The sequence below is a fragment of the Pseudomonas poae RE*1-1-14 genome (assembly GCF_000336465.1).
In the GTDB taxonomy this organism is placed as follows: domain Bacteria; phylum Pseudomonadota; class Gammaproteobacteria; order Pseudomonadales; family Pseudomonadaceae; genus Aquipseudomonas; species Aquipseudomonas poae.
On sequence record NC_020209.1, the window covers coordinates 4,148,079 to 4,170,686 of the forward strand.

A 22,608-nucleotide genomic window follows, 5' to 3' on the forward strand; every position below is an offset into this window, starting at 1 on the left:
AGCATGCTCGCTCCTGTCGCTCAACCCAGTTCGATAATCTCGTAATCATGGGTGATGGCCACACCGGCCGCACCCAGCATGATCGACGCCGAGCAATACTTCTCTGCCGACAGCTCGATAGCCCGCTTGACCTGGGCCTCCTTCAGCGCCCGCCCCTTCACCACAAAATGCATGTGAATCCGGGTAAACACCTTGGGATCTTCGGTGGCGCGCTCGGCCTCCAGAAACGCTTCGCAGCTCTCCACGGCCTGACGGGACTTTTTCAGGATACTGACCACGTCGAAATTGCTGCAGCCACCCACGCCCAGCAGGAGCATTTCCATCGGCCGCACGCCGAGGTTGCGGCCACCCGCTTCCGGCGGACCGTCCATCACGACCACATGGCCGCTGCCCGATTCACCGAGGAACATGGCTTCGCCCGCCCATTGGATGCGTGCCTTCATCGCCCAGACTCCACTGCTAAAAAAGGGTCGCCAGCTTAGCACAGGGCCCGGCAGCCACAGTGTTTGGCACCACCCCGATCAATAAAAGCGTTTACCCGATAAATTGTCTAATCGAGTCAGAATGTGTCTGTTAAGCTGGCGCCAATTCGATGGCGTATTGCCACCCTTCGGAGACCATAATTCCAATTCCTTCGCGTCTCCTTTCGGGAAACAACCATGGTTGCCCTTACTCCCACACCCAAGATCAAGAATCTCGACAAGCTGTTGATGCATTGCCAGCGTCGACGCTACCCGGCCAAGCACAACATCATCTGCGCCGGCGAACGCTCCGAAACACTGTTTTTCATCATCAAGGGCTCGGTCACCATTCTGATCGAGGACGATGACGGCCGCGAGATGATCATTGCCTACCTCAACACCGGCGATTTCTTCGGCGAGCTGGGCCTGTTCGAACAAGCCGGCAAAGAACAGGAACGCAGCGCCTGGGTACGCGCCAAGGTCGAATGCGAAGTGGCCGAGATCAGCTATACCAAGTTTCGCGAACTGTCCCAGCAGGACCCCGACATTCTGTATGCCCTGAGTGCTCAGATCGCCCAGCGTCTGCGCGACACCACGCGCAAGGTCGGCGATCTGGCGTTTTTCGATGTCACCGGCCGCGTGGCCCGTTGCCTGTTGGAATTGTGCAAACAACCCGATGCCATGACCCACCCGGATGGCATGCAGATCAAAGTCACGCGGCAAGAGATAGGACGCATTGTCGGCTGCTCACGGGAAATGGTCGGCCGCGTGCTCAAGGACCTGGAAGAGCGCAACCTCGTGCACGTCAAAGGCAAGACAATGGTGGTGTTCGGCACGCGTTAAGCGGGCATGAAACCGGCGAGCATCTGACGGTACAACGTGTCGAGCCTGGGGATGGCATCCGGCGCGGCATAAGCCTCATGCAAAGCGATATGGCTGTCGGCGCGCACCCGCTGCTCCAGGCCACAGGCTTGATTGAACCGATTGACCGCCGCAATCAATGCCTCGCGATCGTCATCCAGCAATAACGCGCCGTGCACCAGTCCCACCGGGCGACCGCCGCTTTGCCGCCAGCGCTGGGCGGTGCCTACCATCTTGCGGCCGTTGAGATTGACGTTGTAACGCCCGTCGCAGAAGGCGCCCTCGACTTCACCCACACTGGCATCGCCGCCCAGCTCAATCAGCAAGTCACAGATCGGCTGGCACAAACGCTGATAACCGGTTTCGATCCGCCCCTGGTCACCTTCGCTGCGGGGTGGCGCATAGACCAGCGCGATATTCACCGTGGCGCCCGACTGCGGCACCGGCTCACCGCCGGTTTCGCGCAGCAGCACCGGCCAACCCGCCTGCGCGGATACCTGGCTTGCCGCCTCGAACGCCGGCAACCGGCTCAAGCGACGCGGCATCACCAGGGCCTGGTCAGTGGGCCGCCAGAACAGCAACCCGAATGCCTGCTCGCCTGCGCAAACGGCGGCCAGCAAATCCTGCTCGGCGGCAAGGCCAGCTTCAACAGTCATTGCCATCGGTTGAATCATCCGCTGCCTCCCTGAATATCCTCAAACCCAATGTGAGAGGGGGCTTGCTTCCGATAGCGGAGGCTCAGTCGAAATACCCATCAACTGAACGACTGCCATCGGGAGCAAGCCCCCCCACCGGTTGACCGTGTTTCAATCAGTCCAGTGTCGATCCGCCAACCGGCACGCCACGCTCCGGGAAGAACAGCCGTTGCAGCTCCGCTCCAGGATGCTCGGCGCGCATGAACGTCTCGCCTACCAGGAATGAATACACCCCATTGATTTCCATCAGCTCCACATCGGCACGGTTGGCGATGCCACTCTCGGTGATCACCAGGCGGTCACGCGGAATGCGTGGCAGCAGGTCGAGGGTGGTTTCCAGGCTGACTTCGAAGGTGTGCAGGTTGCGGTTGTTTACCCCAACCAACCGCGTGTCGACGGTGTTCAATGCGCGCTCCAGCTCATCGCCATCGTGCACTTCAACCAACACGTCGAGACCGACGCTCTTGGCCACCGCCGCCAGCTCGGCCAGCTTCACGTCATCCAGCGCGGAGACGATCAGCAGTACGCAGTCGGCGCCCAGGGCACGGGCTTCGATGATCTGATACGGGTCAACCATGAAATCCTTGCGGATCACCGGCAGCTTGCACGCCGCCCGCGCCTGCTGCAGGAACAGGTCGGAGCCCTGGAAGTAGTCGATGTCGGTCAGCACCGAGAGGCAGGTCGCCCCGCCCTTCTCGTAACTGGCGGCAATTTCGGAGGGAACGAAGTGTTCACGAATTACGCCTTTGCTCGGCGAGGCCTTTTTCACCTCGGCGATCACCGCAGGCTGCTTGAGCTTTGCCTGGGCGATCAAGGCATTGGCAAAACCGCGCGGGGCATCGGCAACTTTCGCCTGCGCTTCCAGCTCGGCCAGGCTCACGCGCGCGCGGCGCTCGGCGACTTCTTCTGCCTTGCGGGCCAAAATCTTTTGTAGAACGGTTGGCACACTCATCCTTCATTCTCCATCTTGAATACCGCAGTGAATGCTCCCAGCTCCTCGAGTTTTTCGCGAGCCAGACCGGTGTGAAGTGCATCGTGAGCCAAGGCGACACCCTCTTTAAGACTATAGGCATGGTCGGCGGCGTAAAGTGCCGCGCCGGCATTCAGAACAATCATCTCAGCTGCTTTTTGACCGTTCTCGGTCTTGCGACGCCCCAGGGCATCGCGGATCAACTCCAGGGACGCGGCGGGGCTTTCCACTGCCAGGCCGTGCAGGCTCTGGCTCTTCATGCCGAGGTCTTCAGGTTCGACCCAATACTCGGTGATCTGGTCGTTTTTAAGCTCCGCCACAAACGTCGGCGCCGCCAGGCTGAATTCGTCCAGGCCATCCTTGGAATGCACCACCAGCACATGCTTGCTGCCCATGCGTTGCAACACTTCGGCCAGCGGCCGGCACAGGGCCTCGCTGAACACGCCCACCACCTGATGCTTCACACCGGCCGGATTCGTAAGCGGGCCAAGCATGTTGAACAGGGTGCGCAGGCCAAGGTCCTTGCGTGGACCGGCGGCGTGCTTCATCGCGCCGTGATGGGACTGGGCAAACATGAAGCCGATGCCGACGCTGTCGATGCAGCGCGCCACTTGCACCGGCGTCAGGTTCAGGTAGATGCCTGCCGCTTCCAGCAGATCGGCACTGCCGCTCTTGCCGGACACCGCACGGTTACCGTGTTTGGCCACCGTGCAGCCCGCCGCCGCAACAACAAACGAAGACGCCGTGGACACGTTGAAGATATTCGCGCCATCGCCGCCGGTACCGACCACGTCAACCACGCCGTCGAGGGTTTTGAGTTCAACCTTGTCCGCCAGCTCGCGCATTACCGACACAGCGCCGACGATCTCGTCGATGCTCTCGCTCTTCATGCGCATGGCCATCATGAACGCGCCGATCTGTGCGTCGGTGCATTGACCGGTCATGATCTCGCGCATCACATCGCTCATTTCCGCGGTGCTCAGGTCCAGGTGGCCAACGATACGGCCCAGGGCAGTCTTGATATCCATGAAAAGTCCTTAGCGCGTGCCGCCGCTCTGCTTGAGAAAGTTGGCGAACAGCTCGTAACCCTGCTCGGTCAGGATCGACTCAGGGTGAAATTGCACCCCTTCGATATTCAGCGTCTTGTGGCGCAGGCCCATGATTTCGTCGACCGAGCCGTCTTCCAGCTGGGTCCAGGCGGTCGGTTCCAGGCACTCGGGCAGGGTTTCACGCTTGACCACCAGGGAATGGTAACGGGTCACTGTTACGGGATTGTTCAATGCCTGAAAGACGCCAAGGTCCCTGTGGAACACCGGGCTGGTCTTGCCGTGCATCACCTGGCGCGCGCGCACCACATCACCACCAAAGGCCTGGCCGATGGACTGATGGCCCAGGCACACGCCCAGGATCGGCAGCTTGCCGGCGAAATACTGAATGGCTTCGAGGGAGATGCCCGCCTCGGTCGGGGTGCAGGGACCAGGCGAAACCACGATGCGCTCGGGGTTCAGCGCCGCGATCTGCGCCACGCTCAGTTCGTCGTTGCGCACCACCTTGACCTCGGCACCGAGTTCGCCCAGGTACTGCACAACGTTGTAGGTAAAGGAATCGTAGTTATCAATCATCAGCAACATGTGGGTTCAAACCTCTTGAATTCACTGATTTCGAATGTCCGCCTTCCAGGGCGTGACCCGCTGCCGAACGCACGTTCCAGTTGCCGGCCGAGCCGACACGGGGCGTCAAACAAAGGGTGAAGAAGGCAAATCGGTACAGGTCCGGCGAGGCCGGCAGGGAACAGTCAGGCGCGCCAACGCCAACGGGCGTGAGCCTTGATGACGCGCATCAAGAGTTTGCTGATGATCAACACGGGGAGGGTCTCGTTCATACGTTGGGGCACAGTAGCCTAGCCTCGCGAGCGGTGCAATATCGCCGCGCAAATACCCGAGCAGGGCTGCATTGGTTTATAGGAAAAAGCTGTTTTCACTTGAAGAACATTCTCAATGTCTGGTTAATGTTTCGCTTCCGATACAACAAAACCAAATGGAATTTGTCATGCAAAGACCCGCCCTTCTCGCTCCGCTCGCCGGCTGCCTGTTGTCCCTGGCCTGTGCCCAGGCGTTTGCAGCCTCCTCGCCCTATTCAACCATGGTGGTGTTCGGCGACAGCCTGGCCGACGCTGGCCAGTTCCCGGACGGTAATGCCGGGTCGACGCTGCGCTTTACCAACCGCACCGGGCCGAACTTTCAGGGTGACTTCGGTTTGGTCTCATCGACCTTGCTCGGCACCCGGCTGGGCGTTGCACCCAACGACCTGAACGCCTCCACCTCACCAGTGCGCGCCGCCCAAGGCCTGCCCGACGGCAACAACTGGGCGGTTGGCGGCTACCGTACCGACAACATCCTGGACTCGATCAACTCGATCTCCAACGCGACGATCCCGCCCAACAACCCGGGCGGTGGCACGGTGCTGCGCAGCCGCCAGGGCTACCTGCCGGCCAACGGCGGGCGGGCGGATCCAAACGCGCTGTATTTTCTCTCCGGCGGCGGTAACGACTTCATTCAAGGCCGCGTCCTCAGCGCGGGCCAGGCCGTCGCCGCTGGCAGTCGCCTGGCCGACAGCGCCCAGGCCCTGCAGCAGGCCGGCGCCCGCTACATCATGGTGTGGATGCTGCCCGACCTGGGGCTCACGCCGGCCATCAACGGCACACTGCTGCAGGCGCCGAGCTCGGCCCTCAGCAGCCTGTTCAACCAGTCGCTGGTGCAACGGCTGTCGCAGATCGACGCCCAGATCATCCCGCTGAACATTCCGCTGCTGCTCAATGAAACCTTCGCCAACCCCGGCCGCTTCGGCCTGGCCACCGGGCAGAACCTCACTGGCACCTGCTTCAGCGGCAACGGCTGCACCGCCAACCCGACCTACGGCATTGGCGGCACCACCCCGGACCCGACCAAGCTGATCTACAACGACGCCGTGCACCCCACCATCGCCGGGCAACGCCTGATTGCCGACTACGCCTACTCATTGCTGTCGGCGCCCTGGGAGCTGACCCTGCTGCCCGAAATGGCCCAAGGCACCTTGCGCGCCCACCAGGACGAACTGCGCAACCAGTGGCAAGCCGATAACGGCAACTGGCAGGCGGTAGGCCAATGGCGCGCGATCGTCGCGGCCGGTGGTCAGCATGTGGACTTCAATCATCAGGACAGCGCCGCAAGCGGCGACGGCACCGGCTACAACCTGAACGTCGGCGGCAGCTACCGGCTCAACGAGGACTGGCGTGTTGGCGTGGCAGCCGGTCTGTACCGCCAGACCCTGGAAGTCGGCGCCAACGATTCGGACTACAAGCTCAACAGCTACATGGGCACCGCCTTCGCCCAATATCAGCAAAATCACTGGTGGGCCGACGCCGCCTTGACTGGCGGCAAGCTGGACTTCGACAGCCTCAAGCGCAAGTTCGCCCTGGGCGTCAGCGAAGGCTCCGAAAAAGGCGACACCGACGGTTGGCTGTGGGCCTTGAGCGGCCGCCTGGGCTACGACATTGCCGCGCCAGGCAGCGACTGGCACCTGTCGCCGTTCATCAGCGCCGACTACGCGCGGGTCGAAGTCAACGGCTACTCGGAGAAAGACAACCGCTCCACCGCACTGACCTTTGATGACCAGCAACGCGACTCCAAACGCCTGGGCGCGGGCCTGCAAGGCAGCTACCGGGTAACGCCACAAACCCAGGTGTACGGCGAAGTGGCTCACGAGCATGAGTTCGAAAATGACACGCAGAAGGTGAACATTTCGCTCAACAGCGTGCCGGGCATCGACTTCAAGCTCGACGGCTATACGCCACGCAGCAACTCGGATCGCCTGAGCCTGGGCGTCAGCCACAAGCTCACACCGGAACTGGCGTTGCGGGCGGCGTATAACGTGAGGAAGGATGACAACCTGACCCAGCAGGGGGTCAACGTTGGCGTGAGTCTGGATTTCTGATGCAGTCTTGAGCGCTGTACAACGCAACTGTGGGAGCTGGCCTGCCAGCTCCCACATTTTGCTCAATGCCAGCCTTTAGCTTTGCGGGGTTTGCTCGGCCAGGGCCACCGCCCGGAACATTGCCCGACGCTTGTTCAGGGTTTCTTCCCATTCAAGGGCCGGTACTGAGTCGGCGACAATCCCGCCACCCGCCTGCACATGCAGTTCGCCGTCCTTGATCACCGCAGTGCGAATCGCAATCGCCGTGTCCATGTTGCCGTTCCACGCAAAATACCCCACGGCGCCGCCGTAGACACCGCGCTTGACCGGCTCCAGTTCATCGATGATTTCCATTGCCCGGATCTTCGGCGCGCCCGACAAGGTGCCCGCCGGCAGAATCGCGCGCAGCGCGTCCATGGCGGTCAGCCCGGCCTTCAACTGGCCGGTGACGTTGGAGACGATGTGCATCACGTTGGAATACCGCTCGATCACCATCTTCTCGGTCAATTTCACCGAGCCGATTTCCGAGACACGCCCGGTATCGTTACGGCCCAGGTCGATCAGCATCAGGTGCTCGGCAATTTCCTTGTCGTCGCTCAGCAGGTCTTCTTCCAGCGCCAGGTCGGCTTCTTCGGTCGCACCACGGGGGCGCGTGCCGGCAATCGGGCGCACGGTGATCAGGTTATCCTCGACGCGCACCAGCACTTCCGGCGAACTGCCCACAACGTGGAAGTCGCCAAAGTTGAAAAAGTACATGTACGGCGTCGGGTTGAAGCAGCGCAGCGCGCGATACAGGTCGATCGGCGCGGCCTTGAAGTCGATGGACATGCGCTGCGACGGCACTACCTGCATGCAGTCACCGGCGAGGATGTATTCCTTGATGGTATCGACTGCGCGCTCGTAGTCATCCTGAGTAAAGCTGGAACGGAAGACTGGATCGGCAGCCGGCGGACGGCTGAGGTCCAGGCCGCGACGCGGGGTGATCGGCTGACGCAGTTTGTCCAGCAAGGCTTCGAGGCTGGCCAGGCCCTGCTCGAACGCATCGGCCTGGGCCGGGTCGGCGAGCACGATGGCGTGCATCTTGCCGGCCAGGTTGTCGAATACCACCACCGCGTCGGAGACCATCAGCAGAATGTCCGGCACGCCCAGCGGGTCCGGGTTCGGGCATTTGCCCAGGCGCTTTTCCACGTAGCGCACGCAGTCGTAGCCGAAATACCCCACCAGGCCGCCGTTGAAACGCGGCAGGCCCGGGATGGTCGGCACGTTGTAGCGGGCCTTGAAGCTTTCGACAAAGGCCAGCGGGTCTTCCACGTCATGACTTTCGATCTCGACGCCATCGAGGGTGATGCTCACGTGGTGATCATGCACCCGCATCACCGTGCGACACGGCAGGCCGATGATCGAGTAACGGCCCCACTTCTCGCCGCCCTGTACCGATTCGAGCAGGTAGGAGTTGGGCTCGTCGGCCAGTTTCAGGTAAATCGACAGCGGCGTGTCGAAGTCGGCCAGGGTGTCGCAGGCCAGGGGAATACGGTTATAGCCGGCAGCGGCCAAACGCAGGAATTCTTCGCGGGTCATGATGTGCCTCGTGGCATGAGGGTCTAGCGGTCGGGTAAGCAAACGTGCCGCAGGGTGCGGCCAGGAGCAGTCAGGCGCGCCAACGCCAGCGGGCCAGGGCCTTGATGACTTTCATCCAGAGTTTGCGGGTAACCACCACGATGGCATTTCCAGAAGGGGACGGGTCGATGTCGGGCAACGTTATCCCAGCGCCCGCTCCCAGGCAACCGGGGATTAGCAAACGCAGATCATCAATCACCAGCGCCGGCGATTCTTCGGCAATCGGCCGGCCATGGTTGTAGCCATAACTCAAGGCCACGCACTGCACGCCTGCGGCTTTCGCGGCCTGCACATCGCTGCGCGAATCGCCGACGAACAACGACTGGGACGCGGGAATATTGGCCATTTTCATCACGAAAAACAGCGCCGCCGGGTCGGGTTTCTTCTGCGGCAAGGTATCGCCGCCGATGATCCAGCGGAAATAACGACCGATTTTCATCTGGTCCAGCAGCGGCGCGACGAAGCGCTCCGGCTTGTTGGTGATCAGGGCCATTTCCACGCCCTTTTTGTGCAACCACTTGAGGGTGTCGCGCACGCCGGGATACACCACCGTCAATTCATGGCTGCTTTCATAGGCCGCATTGAACAGTTCCAGGGCGTGCTCGGCCTCCACCTCGTCGACACCCGAGGCGTCGATATGGTTGGCCAGGGCCCGGCGCACCAGCATCGGCGCGCCATTACCGACCCATTCGCGCACCGCCTCGATCCCTGCCGGCTTGCGTCCCAGCTTGAGCAGCATGGTGTCCACCGCCGCGGCCAGGTCAGGCACCGAATCGATCAAGGTACCGTCCAGATCGAACATCACCAGCCGTGGCAGCTTGCCGGGGAACAGCTGCTCGAAGCCGCTCATGGACGCGTCAGCGCCAGTTCGGCGCGCATCGTGTCGATGACCTGCCGATAGTCCGGTGCATTGAAGATCGCCGAGCCGGCGACGAACGTGTCAGCGCCGGCCGCGGCGATCTCGCGGATATTGTTGACGTTTACCCCGCCGTCGATCTCCAGGCGGATATCCCGCCCCGAGGCATCGATCAGCGCCCGCGCTTCACGCAGCTTGTTGAGGGTGCCCGGGATGAATTTTTGCCCGCCAAACCCCGGATTGACGCTCATCAGCAGCACCATGTCGACCTTGTCCATCACGTACTCGAGTACGCTCAGGGGGGTGGCCGGGTTGAACACCAGGCCCGCCTTGCAGCCGCCTTCGCGGATCAGTTGCAGGGTGCGGTCGACGTGCAGCGTGGCTTCCGGGTGGAAGGTGATGTAAGTGGCGCCAGCCTCGATGAAGTCACCGATGATGCGGTCGACCGGGCTGACCATCAGGTGCGCGTCGATCGGCGCGGTGATGCCGTACTTGCGCAGCGCCGCGCAGACCATCGGGCCGATGGTCAGGTTGGGCACGTAGTGGTTGTCCATGACATCGAAGTGCACGAAGTCGGCACCGGCGGCCAACACCTTGTCCACTTCTTCACCCAGGCGGGCGAAGTCGGCGGAGAGAATCGATGGAGCAATGACGAAGGGCTGCATGACGCACCTTTTCTGAGCTAAATCACGATGGCGCGCATTGTATACCTCATGCTTTGCCGCGCGCACCGTGACCTCGCTCACGGATCAGAAAGCGGCCCGGTAGATTTTCTCGATATCCGCCGCGCTGAGCTTGCGCGGGTTGTTGCGCATCAGGCGCTCGATGCCCGCCGCTTCCACCGCCATGGCCGGGATCGCGTCCTCGGGCACCCCGAAACTGTGCAGCCCGGCCGGAATTTCCACGGCGGCGCACAGGCGCGTCATCGCCTCGACAGCCTGATCGGCGGCGTCATTGGCGCTCAGTCCGGTGACATTGACGCCCATGGCCTGGGCTATGTCCTGCATGCGTTCGACACAGGCCAGTTTGTTCCAGTGCATCACGTAGGGCAGCAACAGCGCGTTGCTCACGCCGTGGGCAATATTGAAGCGCCCGCCCAGCGGGTACGCCAGCGCATGCACCGCGCCCACGCCGGCATTGCCGAACGCCATGCCGGCCATCAGGCTGGCGGTGGCCATATCGTCACGGGCCTTGAGATTGGCCGGGTTGGCATACGCCTTGGGCAACGCGTTGGCGATCAGCTTGACCGCGCCAATGGCCAGCGCATCGGTGATCGGCGACGCGTTCAGCGACAGGTAGGACTCGATGGCATGCACCAGCGCATCCAGGCCGCTGGCGGCGGTGACGCTGCGCGGGCAGGTCAAGGTCATTTGCGGGCTGATCAGCGCCACATCCGGCAGCAGGTAATCGCTGACGATGCCCTTCTTCAATTGCGCAGCCTTGTCGGAGAGGATCGCCACATTGGTGACCTCCGAGCCGGTGCCGGCCGTGGTGGGGATGGCGATCAGCGGCGGCCCCTTGCGCGGCACCTGGTCGACGCCGAACAAGTCCGCCAGGGCGCCGTGGTAACCGGCATAGGCCGCCACGCTCTTGGCGATATCGATGGCACTGCCGCCGCCCAGGCCGATAAGCCCGTCGTGCCCGCCGTCGCGGTAGACCTGCATGCAGTCTTCGACGATGGCGATTTCCGGGTCGGGCAGCACGCGATCGAAAATCTCATAGGTGCGCTCGCCCAAGTGTTCGAGCGCCAGCGCCACGGTGCCGGACTTGACCAGCGCGGCATCGGTGACGATCAGCGGGTTATCCACATCCAGGCGCGTGAGTTCGGCGGCGAGTTGCTCGATGGCGCCAGCGCCAGTGAGCAGTTTGTGGGCGATCTTGAATGAGGAAGTACTCATGTGCGCGGCCTCTTATCGGTGATGGGCTGGCACAAGGATAGCTGACAGATGAGAGTTGTCTGCCATTCAGCATCTGAATGCATACCCTCCCACAATGGATCTCATTTCTAGACCTGTGCCGTCCGCAGTTTCTCGCTGCGCCCACGCAACCATTCCAGCGTCAGCAACAGCAGCACCGAGAACCCGATCAGCAGGGTCGCCGCCGCTGCAATCGTCGGGCTGAGGTTTTCGCGGATACCGCTGAACATCTGCCGTGGCAGGGTCGCTTGTTCGGGGCCGGCGAGGAACAGCGTCACCACCACCTCATCGAACGAGGTGGCAAAGGCGAACAGGGCCCCGGAAATCACCCCCGGCGCAATCAACGGCAAGGTCACCCGACGAAACGCGGTCAACGGTGAAGCCCCGAGGCTCGCCGCCGCGCGCACCAGATTATGGTTGAACCCCTGCAAGGTCGCCGACACGGTGATGATTACGAACGGCACACCCAGCACCGCATGCACCACGATCAGCGAAAAAAAGCTGTTGCCCAGCCCCAACGGTGCGAAGAACAGGTAACTGGCCACGCCGATAATCACCACCGGCACTACCATCGGCGAAATCACCAGGGCCATCACCAGCGCCTTGCCGGGAAAATGGCCACGCGTCAGACCAATCGCCGCCAGCGTGCCGAACACCATCGCCAGCACGGTGGCCGCCGGCGCCACGATAATGCTGTTCTTCAGCGCGCGCATCCACTCGGCCGAGGCAAAGAAGTCCTCATACCACTGCAGCGAAAACCCCTGCAACGGATACACCAGGAAACTGCCGCTGTTGAACGACAGCGGGATGATCACCAGCACCGGCAAAATCAGGAACAGCAGGATCAGGCCGCACAGCACCCGCAGGCTGTAGAACCACACCCGCTCCACCGGGGACATATAAGGACTCAGCATCGCAAGGTCTCCTCAGCTCAGGCGCAGGCGGCTGGCGCCCACCAGCCGGTTGTAGATCAGGTACAGCAACACGGTGGCCAGCAGCAGCAGGCCGCCCAATGCCGTGGCCATGCCCCAGTTGATGCTGGTGTTGGTGTAGAACGCCACGAAGTAGCTGACCATCTGGTCGTTCGGGCTGCCCAGCAGGGCCGGGGTGATGTAGTAACCAATCGCCAGGATGAACACCAGCAGGCAGCCGGCGCCGACACCGGCGTAGGTCTGCGGGAAGTACACCCGCCAGAAACTCGCGAACGGATGGCAGCCCAGGGAAATCGCCGCACGCATGTAGGTGGGCGAAATCCCCTTCATCACGCTGTAGATCGGCAGAATCATGAACGGCAGCAGGATGTGCACCATGGAGATGTAGACCCCGGTGCGGTTGAACACCAGTTCCAGCGGGCTGTCGATCAGGCCCAGGCCCATCAGCGCGCTGTTGATCAGGCCGCCGGACTGCAGCAACACGATCCACGCCGCCACCCGCACCAGAATCGACGTCCAGAACGGCAGCAGCACCAGAATCATCAGCAGGTTGCTTTTGCGCGCCGGCAGGTTCGCCAGCAGGTAGGCCAGCGGATAGGCCAGCAGCAGGCAGATCACGGTGATCACCAGGCCCATCCAGAAGGTACGGGCGAAGATGTCCAGGTAGATCGCCTGGTCAGGCGTGGCCGGAGCGATCTCGCCGAGGTCGTCGATACGGTGATCGACGGCCGCCAGCAGGTAGTACGGCGTCACGCTGCTGGTATTGCGCCGGATCGCCTGCCAGTAAGCCGGGTCGCCCCAGCGTTCGTCGAGGTTTTCCAGTGCCTGTTTATAAGAGCCGGGCGTTTCGGCAAACGGCAACGCCCGCGCGGTTTTCGTCAGCAGGCTGCGATAGCCGGCCAGTTCCATGTTCAAGCGTTTGGACAGATCGCCCAGGGTCTGGTTTTTACGCGCCTCGCCCAGGTCTTCGCTGAGCGCCTGGTACACCGGTTCGCCCGGCAGGCCGCGTCCGTCCCACGCCGTCACGGCCACCACGGTACGCGGCAAACCGCCCACCACTTCCGGGTTGCCGACACTCTTGAACAACAGCGCGACGATCGGCACCAGAAACACCAGCACCAGGAACAGCACCAGCGGCGCAATCAAGGCCTGGGCCTTCCAGCGGTTGAGCCGCTCGGCGCGCGCCAGGCGCTGCTTGAGGGTGGGGATGGCCATGACAAACTCCGAAAATATGGGTGGACGCGCGCCCTGTGGGAGCTGGCTTGCCTGCGATGGCATCGACTCGGTAAATCAGTTGCACCGAGGTGTCTGCATCGCAGGCAAGCCAGCTCCCACATGAGCCGGTTTTGCCAGAAGGTTATACGGTGTTACTTGGCTGCCCAGGAATTGAAGCGCTGCTCCAGCTGCTCGCCGTTATCGGCCCAGAAGCTCACGTCGATCTGCACCTGATTGGCGATGTTTTCCGGGGTGGTCGGCATATCCTTGAGGATGTCCTTGGCCAGCAACGGCACCGCCTGGGTGTTCGCCGGGCCGTAGGCGATGTTTTCCGAGTAGGTCTTCTGCTGCTGCGGCTGCACCGAGAAGGCGATGAATTTCTTCGCCGCTTCCGCGCGGTCCTTGGCCAGGCCTTTAGGGATGGCCCAGGCGTCGAAGTCGTAGATGCCGCCGTTCCACACGACTTTGAGGTTGCTTTCTTTCTGCACGGCGGCAATGCGACCGTTGTAGGCCGAGCTCATCACCACGTCACCCGAGGCCAGGTACTGCGGCGGCTGTGCGCCGGCTTCCCACCACTGGATCGACGGTTTGAGTTCGTCGAGCTTCTTGAAAGCGCGGTCCTGGCCATCTTTGCCAGCCAGTACTTTGTACACGTCCTTGGGCGCTACACCGTCGGCCATCAGTGCAAATTCCAGGGTGTACTTGGCGCCCTTGCGCAGGCCGCGCTTGCCAGGGAATTTCTTGGTGTCCCAGAAATCCGCCCAACTGGTCGGCGCGCTGGTCAGCTTGTCGGCGTTGTACGCCAGCACGGTCGACCACACGAAGAAGCCAACGCCACACGGCTGGATCGCGCCCTTCACGTAGTCGGCGGTGTTGCCAAACAGTTTCGGGTCCAGCGGCTCAAACATGTCTTCGTCGCAGCCACGGGACAGTTCCGGCGACTCCACTTCCACCAGGTCCCAGGACACGCTCTTGGTGTCGACCATGGCTTTGACCTTGGCCATCTCACCGTTGTATTCACCAGCGACGATCTTGCCGTTGCCTGCACTCTCCCACGGCGCGTAGAACGCCTTGACCTGGGCCGCCTTGTTCGCGCCACCGAACGACACCACGGTCAGGTCGGGACCTGCCATGGCCTGTGTGGCGCCCATCAAGCCAAGTGCCAGGGCCGAATACTTAAGGGATTTCAACATTGTTGTGCTCTCCACGTGCAGGGTTGGTGAAGCCAGGGGGCGATCAGTTCGCCTCTAGAAGTGGGTCGAGTGCGCGAACGTGCTCGACTTGCCAGCCAATCGGTACCACGTCGCCGACCGCCAGGGCCGGGTCCAGCTCGGCAATCGGTTGTTTCACAAAGAAATCGGTCTTGCCACAGACTTCCAGGCGCACGCGCACGTGGTCGCCCAGGTAGATGAACTCCGCCACGCGCCCGGAGAAACGGTTGACGCAGCGTTCGCTGGTGCCATTGAGGCTGACGCGCTCCGGGCGCACCGACAGGGTGACGGGGCCGCCGACCTGGCCGACGTTCACCGCCAGCGCCTCGACCTTCTCGCCCCGCGCCAGCTCCACCACGCAACGCTCGCCGGTGTGGCTGTGCAGACGGCCATTGAGGCGGTTGTTCTCGCCGATAAAGTTGGCAACGAAGGTGTTTTTCGGTTCTTCATACAGGCTGCGCGGCGCGGCGATCTGCTGGATTTCGCCCTGGTGAAATACCGCCACGCGGTCTGACATGGTCAAGGCTTCGCCCTGGTCGTGGGTCACGTACACCACGGTCAAGCCGAGGCGCTGGTGCAGGTGCTTGATCTCCATTTGCATGTGTTCGCGCAGTTGCTTGTCGAGGGCACCGAGGGGTTCGTCCATCAACACCAGCTGTGGCTCGAACACCAGCGCCCGGGCCAGTGCCACACGTTGTTGCTGGCCGCCGGACAACTGCGCCGGGTAGCGCTGGGCGAAGGCATCGAGCTGGACCATGCTCAGCACGCGTTTGACCCGCTCGCTGATATCGGTCTTGCTGAGCGAGCGTACCGACAAGGGAAAGGCGAGGTTTTCGGCGACGGTCATGTGCGGGAACAGCGCGTAATTCTGGAACACCATGCCGATATCGCGCTTGTGCGGCGGCACGTTGTTGATGGAGCGCCCGGCCAGCAGGATCTCCCCGGCGGTGGGCGTCTCGAAACCGGCGAGCATCATCAGGCTGGTGGTCTTGCCCGAGCCGGACGGCCCGAGCAAGGTGAGGAACTCGCCCTTGCGAATCTCCAGGTTGAGGTCCTTGACGATCAGGTTCTCGCCGTCGTAGCTCTTCTGCACGCCACGAAAGCTGACCAGCACATCATTTGAATCCACCTCGCTCATACCCGCACCTTTGTGTTTTGGACTGCCGTGGCACAAGCGTAGTCCAGGCGCGAGGCCCCGCAAATCGGGGGCCCGGAGAGAATCGCATCAGCCGGATGGACGATAATGGGTAAGGATTGCCCTACACCGATGGCGGGCATTGGACGGTGCCGCTGCAAGGCGCGAGCTGCACGCGGCAGGAATGGCGCAACGGTGGGTTTTCGGGACGTCGTTATTGGATATGCCGCTAAAGAAGCTTGTGCTCCATGGCGTACTTCACCAACTCGGCCAATGAGGTGATATGCAGCTTCTGCATCAACCGCGCCTTGTGGGTGCTGATGGTCTTGTTGCTCAGGGCCAGTTGCTGGGCGATGTCATTGACGTTCGCGCCCTGGGCCAGGCGCTCGAACACCGAAAACTCCCGCTCCGAAAGCAGCGAATGCAGCGGCCGCGAGTCGGTGAGGCCGACTTCGAAGACCATCCGGTCGGCCAGGTCCGGGTCGATATAGCGCCCACCCGCCGCCACCTTGCGAATCGCCGCCAGCAGCAGCGCGGGGTCGCTGTCCTTGGTGGCGTACCCTGCCGCACCGACTTTCAGGGCGCGCGCGGCCATCTGCGCTTCGTCGTGCATCGACAGCACCAGGATCGCTGGCGGATCGTTCAGCGCGCGAATACGTGCAATCGCTTCCAGCCCATTGACGCCCGGCATCGAGATATCCAGCAACACCACCTCGCAGGGCACGTGGCGCAAGGTCTCGAGCAACTGCTCGCCGTTACTGGCCTCGCCGACCACCAGCAGGTCTTTGGCCAGGCCGATCAATTGCTTGATGCCTTCTCGAACAATGGTGTGGTCTTCGGCAACCAGTACGCGGATCACAGGCGTTTCCTTTTGTAGTTAGGCATCCAGCGGCACCGTGACACTCAGGGTGGTGCCCTCCCCCAACGCGCTGTCCAGGGTCAACCGCCCGCCCATGATCAGCACCCGCTCGCGCATGCCCACCAGGCCGAACGACACCGGGCGCTCGCCGGTCTGGACGAACCCCACACCGTCATCGCTGATGCTCAGCCGCAGAGACTCGCCGTCTAGCGCCAGGGTCAGCTCGACAGTATGCGCCTGGGCATGGCGCATCACATTGGTCAGCGCCTCCTGCAGGATACGAAACAGGCCGATGGCCTTGGCATCACTCAGCGTCGGCAGGTGTTCCGGCACCTGCACCAGGCAGGGAATCTGCGTGCGCGCTTCGAAACGCCGCGCCTGCCATTCGATGGCCGAACCGATCCCGGCGTCCAGAATCGGCGGGCGCAGGGCCGTGGCCACGTCGCGCACCAGTTGGAACAGCTGGGCGATCAGGCGCTTCATGCTGTTCAAACGCTCATGCAGCCCAGGATCCAGCTGCGCATAGGCCAGCTCGCACATGGAGGTTTCCAGCTTGAGTACCGTGAGCATCTGCCCGAGCTCGTCGTGCACCTCGCGAGCGATGCGCGCCTTTTCTTCTTCGCGCACGGTTTCCAGGTGGGCCGAGAGCTCGCGCAGCTGCGCTTCGCTTTGCAACAAGGCGGCGAGGGTGCGGCGCAGTTCGGTGACGTCATTGAGGTAGACCACCAGGTATTCGGCTTCGGCAAAGCGCAGAAAACTCAGCGACACCGTGACTGGCAGGACGCTGCCATCGGCGCGCGTGCAGTCGGTGGCGAAGTTCTGCGGTGCCTCTTCGTTGGCCCGCGCGCGCTTCCACAGGTTGAGCCAGCGGTCCATGTCCAGCGTGGGATCCAGCGCGACCAGTGGCCGTTCGATCAGCGCCCCGGGGCCGTAGCCGAGCATGCTTTCAGCCGCACGGTTGGCATAGCGCACATGGCTGTCCCAATTGACCCAGAGGATGCCAACGGTGCTTTGATCGATGGAGAACTGCGTCAGCCGCAGCGCTTCAGCCCCGGCGGCGCGGGCGGCACTTTCTTCACGGGCGGCCAGCAGGCTGCGTTCGAGCCCACGCTGCTGACGACGCTGCCAGGCCACCAGCGTCAGGCTGGCAAACAGCAACAGGCCCAGCAGCAGGCAGAGGTTTTGCCACAGACCAGGGGATGCGGACAGCCGTGGATACTGGGGTTGCAGCCAGCGATTGTGCAATTGATCGAGGTCGCGCGCGGGGATGGCGCGCAGGGCGCCCTGCATGATGCCCGCCAACTGCGGCCAGTCGCGGCGCGTGGCCACCCGCAGCAATTGCGGCAGGCCGACATCGCCGACCACCGCCAACCCCGCGAACTCCGCCTCGCCCGACAGGCGGCTCAGTTGCGCTTCGTCCACCACCGCATAGCGGGCCTGCTGGCTCACCAACAATTGCAGGGCCTGGCGCTCCGTGGGCACGCCCTGCAGGTTGAGACCGGGATAAGTGCCGCGCAGGTAATCGGCCACTGCGCTGGGCATGCGCACGGCAATGCGCGAGAGGCTGTCGAGCTTTTCCAGTTCCACCGCGCCGCCGCCCTCGCGGGTGCCGACGACGTGTTGCGGCACGCGCATGTAGGGATCGCTGAACGACCACAGGCGCAAGCCGGCCGGGGTTTGCTGCAAGCCGGGGGCGATGTCGATCTCGCCGTCGCCCAGGGCGGCTTCGAGCTGCTCCTGAGTGGGAAAGTTGCGCCATGACAGCTCGATGTTCAGCGCTTTGGCCAGCCACTGCATCAATTCCACATTGGCCCCGGACAAGCGCTGCAACCGCCGGTCGTATTGTGCATACGGCACCTGCAGCACCAGGCCGACGCGCAGTTGCGAATGTCCGGCCAGCCATTCCCGTTGCTCGGCGTTGAGCTGCGCCTGCGGAATGCCCGGCGCAGGGGCGGCTTTGGCGATCAAGGCGAGACACAGACAGCCGATAACCAGCAAACAGCGAAAACCCATGATCACGTCTCACGTCACTGACAAATACTGACCAACCCATTAGGCTGCTGGAATCATTCCGGCCGGGAAGCAACGATGCCATCACACAACCGCTCAGCAGTGCCAGCATTGTGCCTGTCGCTGTTATTTACCAGCGCCTTTTCTGTCCAGGCCGCTGACGCCCCTGAGCCCGCCACCGAAAAACCGGCCGAGCGCCAGCCCCTGGTGGAGCGCAGTCAGGAAGAATCCACGGCCCTTGAACGCCAGATCCCGCGCGGCGAGCAGCAACAGTTGCAGGCCGGCAGCGAGTCATTTTTGGCCCTGTGGAAGCCGGCCAACAGCGCCGAGCCCGAAGGCGTGGTGATTATTGTGCCGGGTGCCGGGGAAACCGCGGACTGGCCGCAGGCAGTCGCGCCGTTGCGGCGTAAATTGCCGGATGCCAACTGGGGCACTCTGAGCCTGTCGCTGCCGGACGTGAACCTCGACACCCTGCCGCCTCGGGTGGCCGAATCGCCCAAGGTCGCCGTCGACACCAGCAGCAAGGAAGGCAGCACCGCCGCCAAGCCGATCGAACAGGCCGCCAGCGCCGAGGCCGAAGGCACCGACCCGGCCGTGGTACCCGGCGCCGATGAACAGGACAAGACCGACGCCAAGCGTATCTTCGACCGCATCGATGCCGCCGTCGCCTTCGCCCAGACCCAGAGCGCGCGCAGCGTGGTGCTGCTCGGCCACGGCACCGGTGCCTGGTGGGCCGCGCGTTACCTGAGCGAAAAACAACCAGCCCAGGTGCAGAAACTGGTGATGGTGGCCGGCAAGACCCCGCCAGCCCGACAGCCGGACCTGCTGCAACTGGCACCGGCGCTGAAACTGCCGACTGCGGACGTCTTCTATCAAGACAGCGCAGCCGCCAGCAAAAACGCAATGGCACGCAACCAGGCCGCCAAGCGCGCGAAAAATGAGGGTTACAAACAGGTGTCGCTCAAGACGCTGCCCGGCAACAGCTCTGCCGAGCAGGAGCAGCTGTATCGCCGGGTTCGCGGCTGGCTGAGTCCGCAGGGCAGTGCCGACTGACGTTGTTGCTCAACCACGGCGTAGCCCCAGTAAATCAGGGGACACTTGTGGGGCAAGCCCCAATGCCGTTCAGTTAAGCGCAGAGTCCCTGTGGCGAGCAGGCTTGTCCTGCGTTGTGCTGCGCAGCAGCCCCAAAACCAGGCGCTGAGCCTTATCAGGTACACCGCGTTTTGCTGGATTGGGGGCGCTTCGCACCCCAACGCGGGGCAAGCCCGATCGCCACAAAGGCGTTGGGGCGGGAGCAACTTTCATCGGGTTGTCATTTCGACACGGTCAGCGAAAATCCCGCCGCTCGCGAATCAGCGCATACGCGTTGTGCAACTCGCGGGTGCGTTCGGTGGCCTCGCGCACTTGTGCGGGGCTGGCGCCTGAGCCGGCGATTTTATCCGGGTGATGGCGGCTGAGCAGACGACGGTAAGCACGCTTGATCACCGAAGGCTCGCTTGTGGCGGTCACCCCCAGAATGCGCAGAGCGTCCTGATAGGCGCCGCCCCGGTTGGCCACCGGCTTGCGCTCCGGCGCATAGTCGGACGCCAGCGCCTGCAGCTGTTGCGGGGTCCAACCCAGCCATTTGCCCCACAGGTCGATGAGGTCGCGCTCGGCGTTATCCGCCTTGCCGTCCGCCCAGGCCATGCGCCAGCAGGCGCGCAGCACGCCCTCCGCCGCATGGGGCTGGGCCTTGAGTACGCGCAGATAGGTGCGCACCCGGTCGGATCCGGACTTGCCACGGTTAAAGGCGGCAATCGCCCGACGCCGGGCTGGCTCGCTCATGTCCAACGCGCGCATTTCCTGGCGGGCCTGCTGGATATGCCCTTCCACCACCTGGCCGTTGCTCTTGGCCAGGCGGCCCAGCAGCACGAACAACAGTTCGTCGTTGCGCAACGCCGGACGCCCGCCCAAGCGTTCACGCACCTGCGCCCAGCTTTGCAACTGCAAGCGACGGTCCAGCGCCTGCCCCAGCAATGCACCCAACAAAGCCCCCGGAATACTGGCAATGGCATAGCCAGCCCCGGCGCCGATCAGCGTCCCTGGCCACAACATGCTAACGCCCCGCTGTCAGCAGGGTTTCGACTTGCGCCAGGCGCTCCAGCGTGCCGACATCAATCCAGCGTCCCGTCATGTGCTCTCCCGTTACCTGATCCCTGGCCATCGCCTCGCGCAACAACGGCGCGAGTTTGAAGGCGCCAGCGCTGCAACCCGCGAACACGCGTGGGTCGAGCACTGAAATGCCACTGAAGGTCAAGTTATCGGCACCGGGCGCCGCATCATGAAGCAGCCCGTCATCCAGGTAAAAATCCCCGCCCGAAGGATGATGCGCCGGGTTGTCCACCATCACCAGGTGAGCCAGGCCCTGAATGGGCTGCTTGAGTCGGGCGAAATCGTAGTCGGTCCAGATATCGCCATTGACCACCAGAAACGGCTCATCCCCCAGCAGCGGCAAGGCCTGGAAAATCCCGCCGCCGGTTTCCAGCGGTTCGCCCTCAGGGGAATAACGGATGCGCACGCCGAACTGCGCGCCGTCACCGAGGTAGCGCTCGATCTGCTGGCCGAGCCAGGCATGGTTGATCACGATGTCGGTAAAGCCGGCCCTGGCCAGCGCCTCCAGGTGGTATTCGATCAAGCGCTTGCCGCCGGCCTGCACCAGCGGCTTGGGCGTGTGCAGGGTGAGTGGGCGCATGCGCTCGCCCTTGCCGGCCGCCAGGATCATCGCCTTCATGGCAAGGCCTCGGCCGGTTGACGCAAGCTGCAAAGCAGTTCACCCAGCGCATCGAGTTCGGGGCGCTCGGCGAGGACAGCTTCTATATAAGCAAAGAAACGCGGCACATCCGCCAGGTAACGCGGCTTGCCGTCGCGATGACAGATGCGCGCGAAGATGCCGATGACCTTGAGGTGACGCTGCACGCCCATCAAGTCGCTGGCGCGCAGGAAGTCGTCGAAATCCGCCTGCACCGGGATGCCCAGCTGTACGGCGCGCTCCCAGTAACCGCGCTGCCATTCACGCACGCGGGCCTGGGGCCAACTGAGGAAGGCGTCCTTGAACAGGCAGGTGATGTCGTAGGTCACCGGACCATAAACCGCGTCCTGGAAATCCAGCACGCCGGGGTTGGGCGTGCTGAGCATCAGGTTGCGCGGCATGTAGTCGCGATGCACCAACACCTTGGGCTGGGCCAGGGCGCTGTCGATCAGCCGGTCGCTGGCGCGCTGCCACAGCGCCTGCTGCTGCGGGTCCAGTTCGAGGCCCAGGTGCCGACGCACATACCATTCGGGGAATAATTCCAGCTCGCGACGCAGCAAGGCCACATCGTAACTGGGCAGCGGTTCGTCCATCGGCAGTTGCTGGAAGGCCAGCAAGGCATCGATGGCATCGGCGAACAAGGGATCGGCATTTTGCGTGTCGATCACGTCAAGGAAGGTCTTTGTGCCCAGGTCATTGAGCAAAAGAAAGCCGCGCGGCAGATCTTCTGCATAAATTTTTGGGACATTTATTCCTGATTTCGCCAGCAAATAAGCGATATCGACGAAAGGTTTGCAGTTTTCCTGGGGGGGTGGCGCGTCCATCACAACCAATGTGCGGCCGCCGCCTTCCCAGCGGAAGTAGCGCCTGAAACTCGCGTCGCTGCTGGCCGCGGTCAATGTGGCCGGGGGTACGGGGCCCCAGTCCTGAGCGTTGAAAAGGATCGGCAACTGCTCATCCAGCCAGACTTCCAGCTGTTGTAAACGTAGATCGTGCTCGGGCATTACAAGGGTCTCCGACGGCGCTAGCCGTCAAGCGGGGCATGCTTTATTATCACGCATCTTTTTCAGACCATCGAGAGGCGTGCGGCCCAAACCGCGGGCAGATGGCACGCAGGAAGCCCGGACTAAT

21 protein-coding genes are annotated in these 22,608 nt (G+C 62.8%); 3 read left to right on the plus strand and 18 right to left on the minus strand.

Features of this window, described 5'->3' with window-relative positions; translation table 11 throughout:
• Positions 1-20: 20 nt before the first annotated feature.
• On the minus strand, positions 21-443 hold the full coding sequence (locus H045_RS18180; protein ID WP_003210947.1) for an OsmC family protein: 423 nt from the start codon (positions 441-443) through the stop codon (positions 21-23).
• 216 nt (positions 444-659) lie between these two features.
• Here H045_RS18180 and crp point away from each other — a divergent pair, with 216 nt between their 5' ends.
• Complete coding sequence (crp, locus tag H045_RS18185) at positions 660-1,304, plus strand: cAMP-activated global transcriptional regulator CRP (protein ID WP_003232557.1); 645 nt, start codon at positions 660-662, stop codon at positions 1,302-1,304.
• Here crp and H045_RS18190 read toward each other — a convergent pair.
• The 4 genes from H045_RS18190 to H045_RS18205 form a co-directional block, all read right to left on the minus strand.
• The gene (locus tag H045_RS18190) at positions 1,301-1,996 is read right to left on the minus strand and encodes a lipoate--protein ligase family protein (protein WP_003232559.1); all 696 of its coding nucleotides are present in this window, start codon (positions 1,994-1,996) and stop codon (positions 1,301-1,303) included. The two genes, crp and H045_RS18190, sit on opposite strands and share 4 nt — an antisense overlap.
• Before the next feature lie 136 nt (positions 1,997-2,132).
• Entirely contained in the window at positions 2,133-2,969 is an 837-nt protein-coding gene (gene trpC / locus H045_RS18195) for an indole-3-glycerol phosphate synthase TrpC (RefSeq protein ID WP_015373083.1), read from the minus strand.
• Entirely contained in the window at positions 2,966-4,015 is a 1,050-nt protein-coding gene (gene trpD / locus H045_RS18200; RefSeq protein WP_015373084.1) for an anthranilate phosphoribosyltransferase, read from the minus strand. The genes trpC and trpD overlap by 4 nt, the downstream gene beginning before the upstream one ends.
• Before the next feature lie 9 nt (positions 4,016-4,024).
• Positions 4,025-4,618, minus strand: a complete 594-nt coding sequence (locus tag H045_RS18205; protein WP_003232567.1) for an aminodeoxychorismate/anthranilate synthase component II — start codon at positions 4,616-4,618, stop codon at positions 4,025-4,027.
• Positions 4,619-5,036: 418 nt separating this feature from the next.
• Between H045_RS18205 and estP the strand changes: the two genes are divergently transcribed.
• The gene (gene estP, locus H045_RS18210) at positions 5,037-6,959 is read left to right on the plus strand and encodes an esterase EstP (RefSeq protein ID WP_015373085.1); all 1,923 of its coding nucleotides are present in this window, start codon (positions 5,037-5,039) and stop codon (positions 6,957-6,959) included.
• 75 nt (positions 6,960-7,034) lie between these two features.
• On the opposite strand, the gene trpE is transcribed toward estP, so the two are convergent.
• The 10 genes from trpE to H045_RS18260 form a co-directional block, all read right to left on the minus strand.
• Positions 7,035-8,516: an anthranilate synthase component I gene (gene trpE, locus H045_RS18215; RefSeq protein ID WP_003232573.1), complete on the minus strand. Its 1,482-nt coding sequence runs from the start codon at positions 8,514-8,516 to the stop codon at positions 7,035-7,037.
• 70 nt (positions 8,517-8,586) lie between these two features.
• Entirely contained in the window at positions 8,587-9,405 is an 819-nt protein-coding gene (locus H045_RS18220; RefSeq protein WP_003232575.1) for a phosphoglycolate phosphatase, read from the minus strand.
• Positions 9,402-10,076 carry a ribulose-phosphate 3-epimerase gene (gene rpe / locus H045_RS18225; RefSeq protein ID WP_003232577.1) on the minus strand — a complete coding sequence of 225 codons (675 nt, stop codon included), beginning with the start codon at positions 10,074-10,076 and terminating at the stop codon, positions 9,402-9,404. Before rpe ends, H045_RS18220 begins: the two co-directional genes overlap by 4 nt.
• An 84-nt stretch (positions 10,077-10,160) precedes the next feature.
• Positions 10,161-11,309 (minus strand): iron-containing alcohol dehydrogenase, encoded by a 1,149-nt coding sequence (locus H045_RS18230; protein WP_003232579.1) that lies wholly within the window; start codon positions 11,307-11,309, stop codon positions 10,161-10,163.
• A gap of 107 nt (positions 11,310-11,416) precedes the next feature.
• Positions 11,417-12,241: an ABC transporter permease gene (locus tag H045_RS18235; RefSeq protein WP_003232582.1), complete on the minus strand. Its 825-nt coding sequence runs from the start codon at positions 12,239-12,241 to the stop codon at positions 11,417-11,419.
• A 12-nt stretch (positions 12,242-12,253) separates the two neighbouring features.
• The gene (locus H045_RS18240; RefSeq protein ID WP_015373086.1) at positions 12,254-13,474 is read right to left on the minus strand and encodes an ABC transporter permease; all 1,221 of its coding nucleotides are present in this window, start codon (positions 13,472-13,474) and stop codon (positions 12,254-12,256) included.
• Between the two features lie 152 nt (positions 13,475-13,626).
• Entirely contained in the window at positions 13,627-14,667 is a 1,041-nt protein-coding gene (locus H045_RS18245) for an ABC transporter substrate-binding protein (RefSeq protein ID WP_003232586.1), read from the minus strand.
• 43 nt (positions 14,668-14,710) lie between these two features.
• A complete protein-coding gene (locus tag H045_RS18250; protein ID WP_015373087.1) occupies positions 14,711-15,823 on the minus strand; it encodes an ABC transporter ATP-binding protein in 1,113 nt (370 codons plus the stop codon).
• A gap of 226 nt (positions 15,824-16,049) precedes the next feature.
• Positions 16,050-16,679: a response regulator gene (locus H045_RS18255; RefSeq protein ID WP_003232590.1), complete on the minus strand. Its 630-nt coding sequence runs from the start codon at positions 16,677-16,679 to the stop codon at positions 16,050-16,052.
• 18 nt (positions 16,680-16,697) lie between these two features.
• Positions 16,698-18,692, minus strand: coding sequence for a PAS domain-containing sensor histidine kinase (locus tag H045_RS18260; protein ID WP_015373088.1), 1,995 nt, complete (start codon positions 18,690-18,692; stop codon positions 16,698-16,700).
• Positions 18,693-18,767: 75 nt separating this feature from the next.
• Here H045_RS18260 and H045_RS18265 point away from each other — a divergent pair, with 75 nt between their 5' ends.
• A complete protein-coding gene (locus H045_RS18265) occupies positions 18,768-19,742 on the plus strand; it encodes an alpha/beta hydrolase family protein (RefSeq protein WP_041931532.1) in 975 nt (324 codons plus the stop codon).
• A 273-nt stretch (positions 19,743-20,015) separates the two neighbouring features.
• Here the strand turns inward: H045_RS18265 and H045_RS18270 are convergent, their stop codons facing one another.
• Genes H045_RS18270 through H045_RS18280 form a run of 3 tightly spaced genes read right to left on the minus strand, consistent with a single transcriptional unit; the run spans position 20,016 to position 22,481 of the window.
• Complete coding sequence (locus H045_RS18270; protein ID WP_015373090.1) at positions 20,016-20,783, minus strand: TerB family tellurite resistance protein; 768 nt, start codon at positions 20,781-20,783, stop codon at positions 20,016-20,018.
• Position 20,784: 1 nt separating this feature from the next.
• Positions 20,785-21,459, minus strand: coding sequence for an N-acetylmuramate alpha-1-phosphate uridylyltransferase MurU (gene murU, locus H045_RS18275; protein WP_003232598.1), 675 nt, complete (start codon positions 21,457-21,459; stop codon positions 20,785-20,787).
• Entirely contained in the window at positions 21,456-22,481 is a 1,026-nt protein-coding gene (locus H045_RS18280) for an aminoglycoside phosphotransferase family protein (protein ID WP_015373091.1), read from the minus strand. Before H045_RS18280 ends, murU begins: the two co-directional genes overlap by 4 nt.
• Positions 22,482-22,608 lie beyond the last annotated feature (127 nt).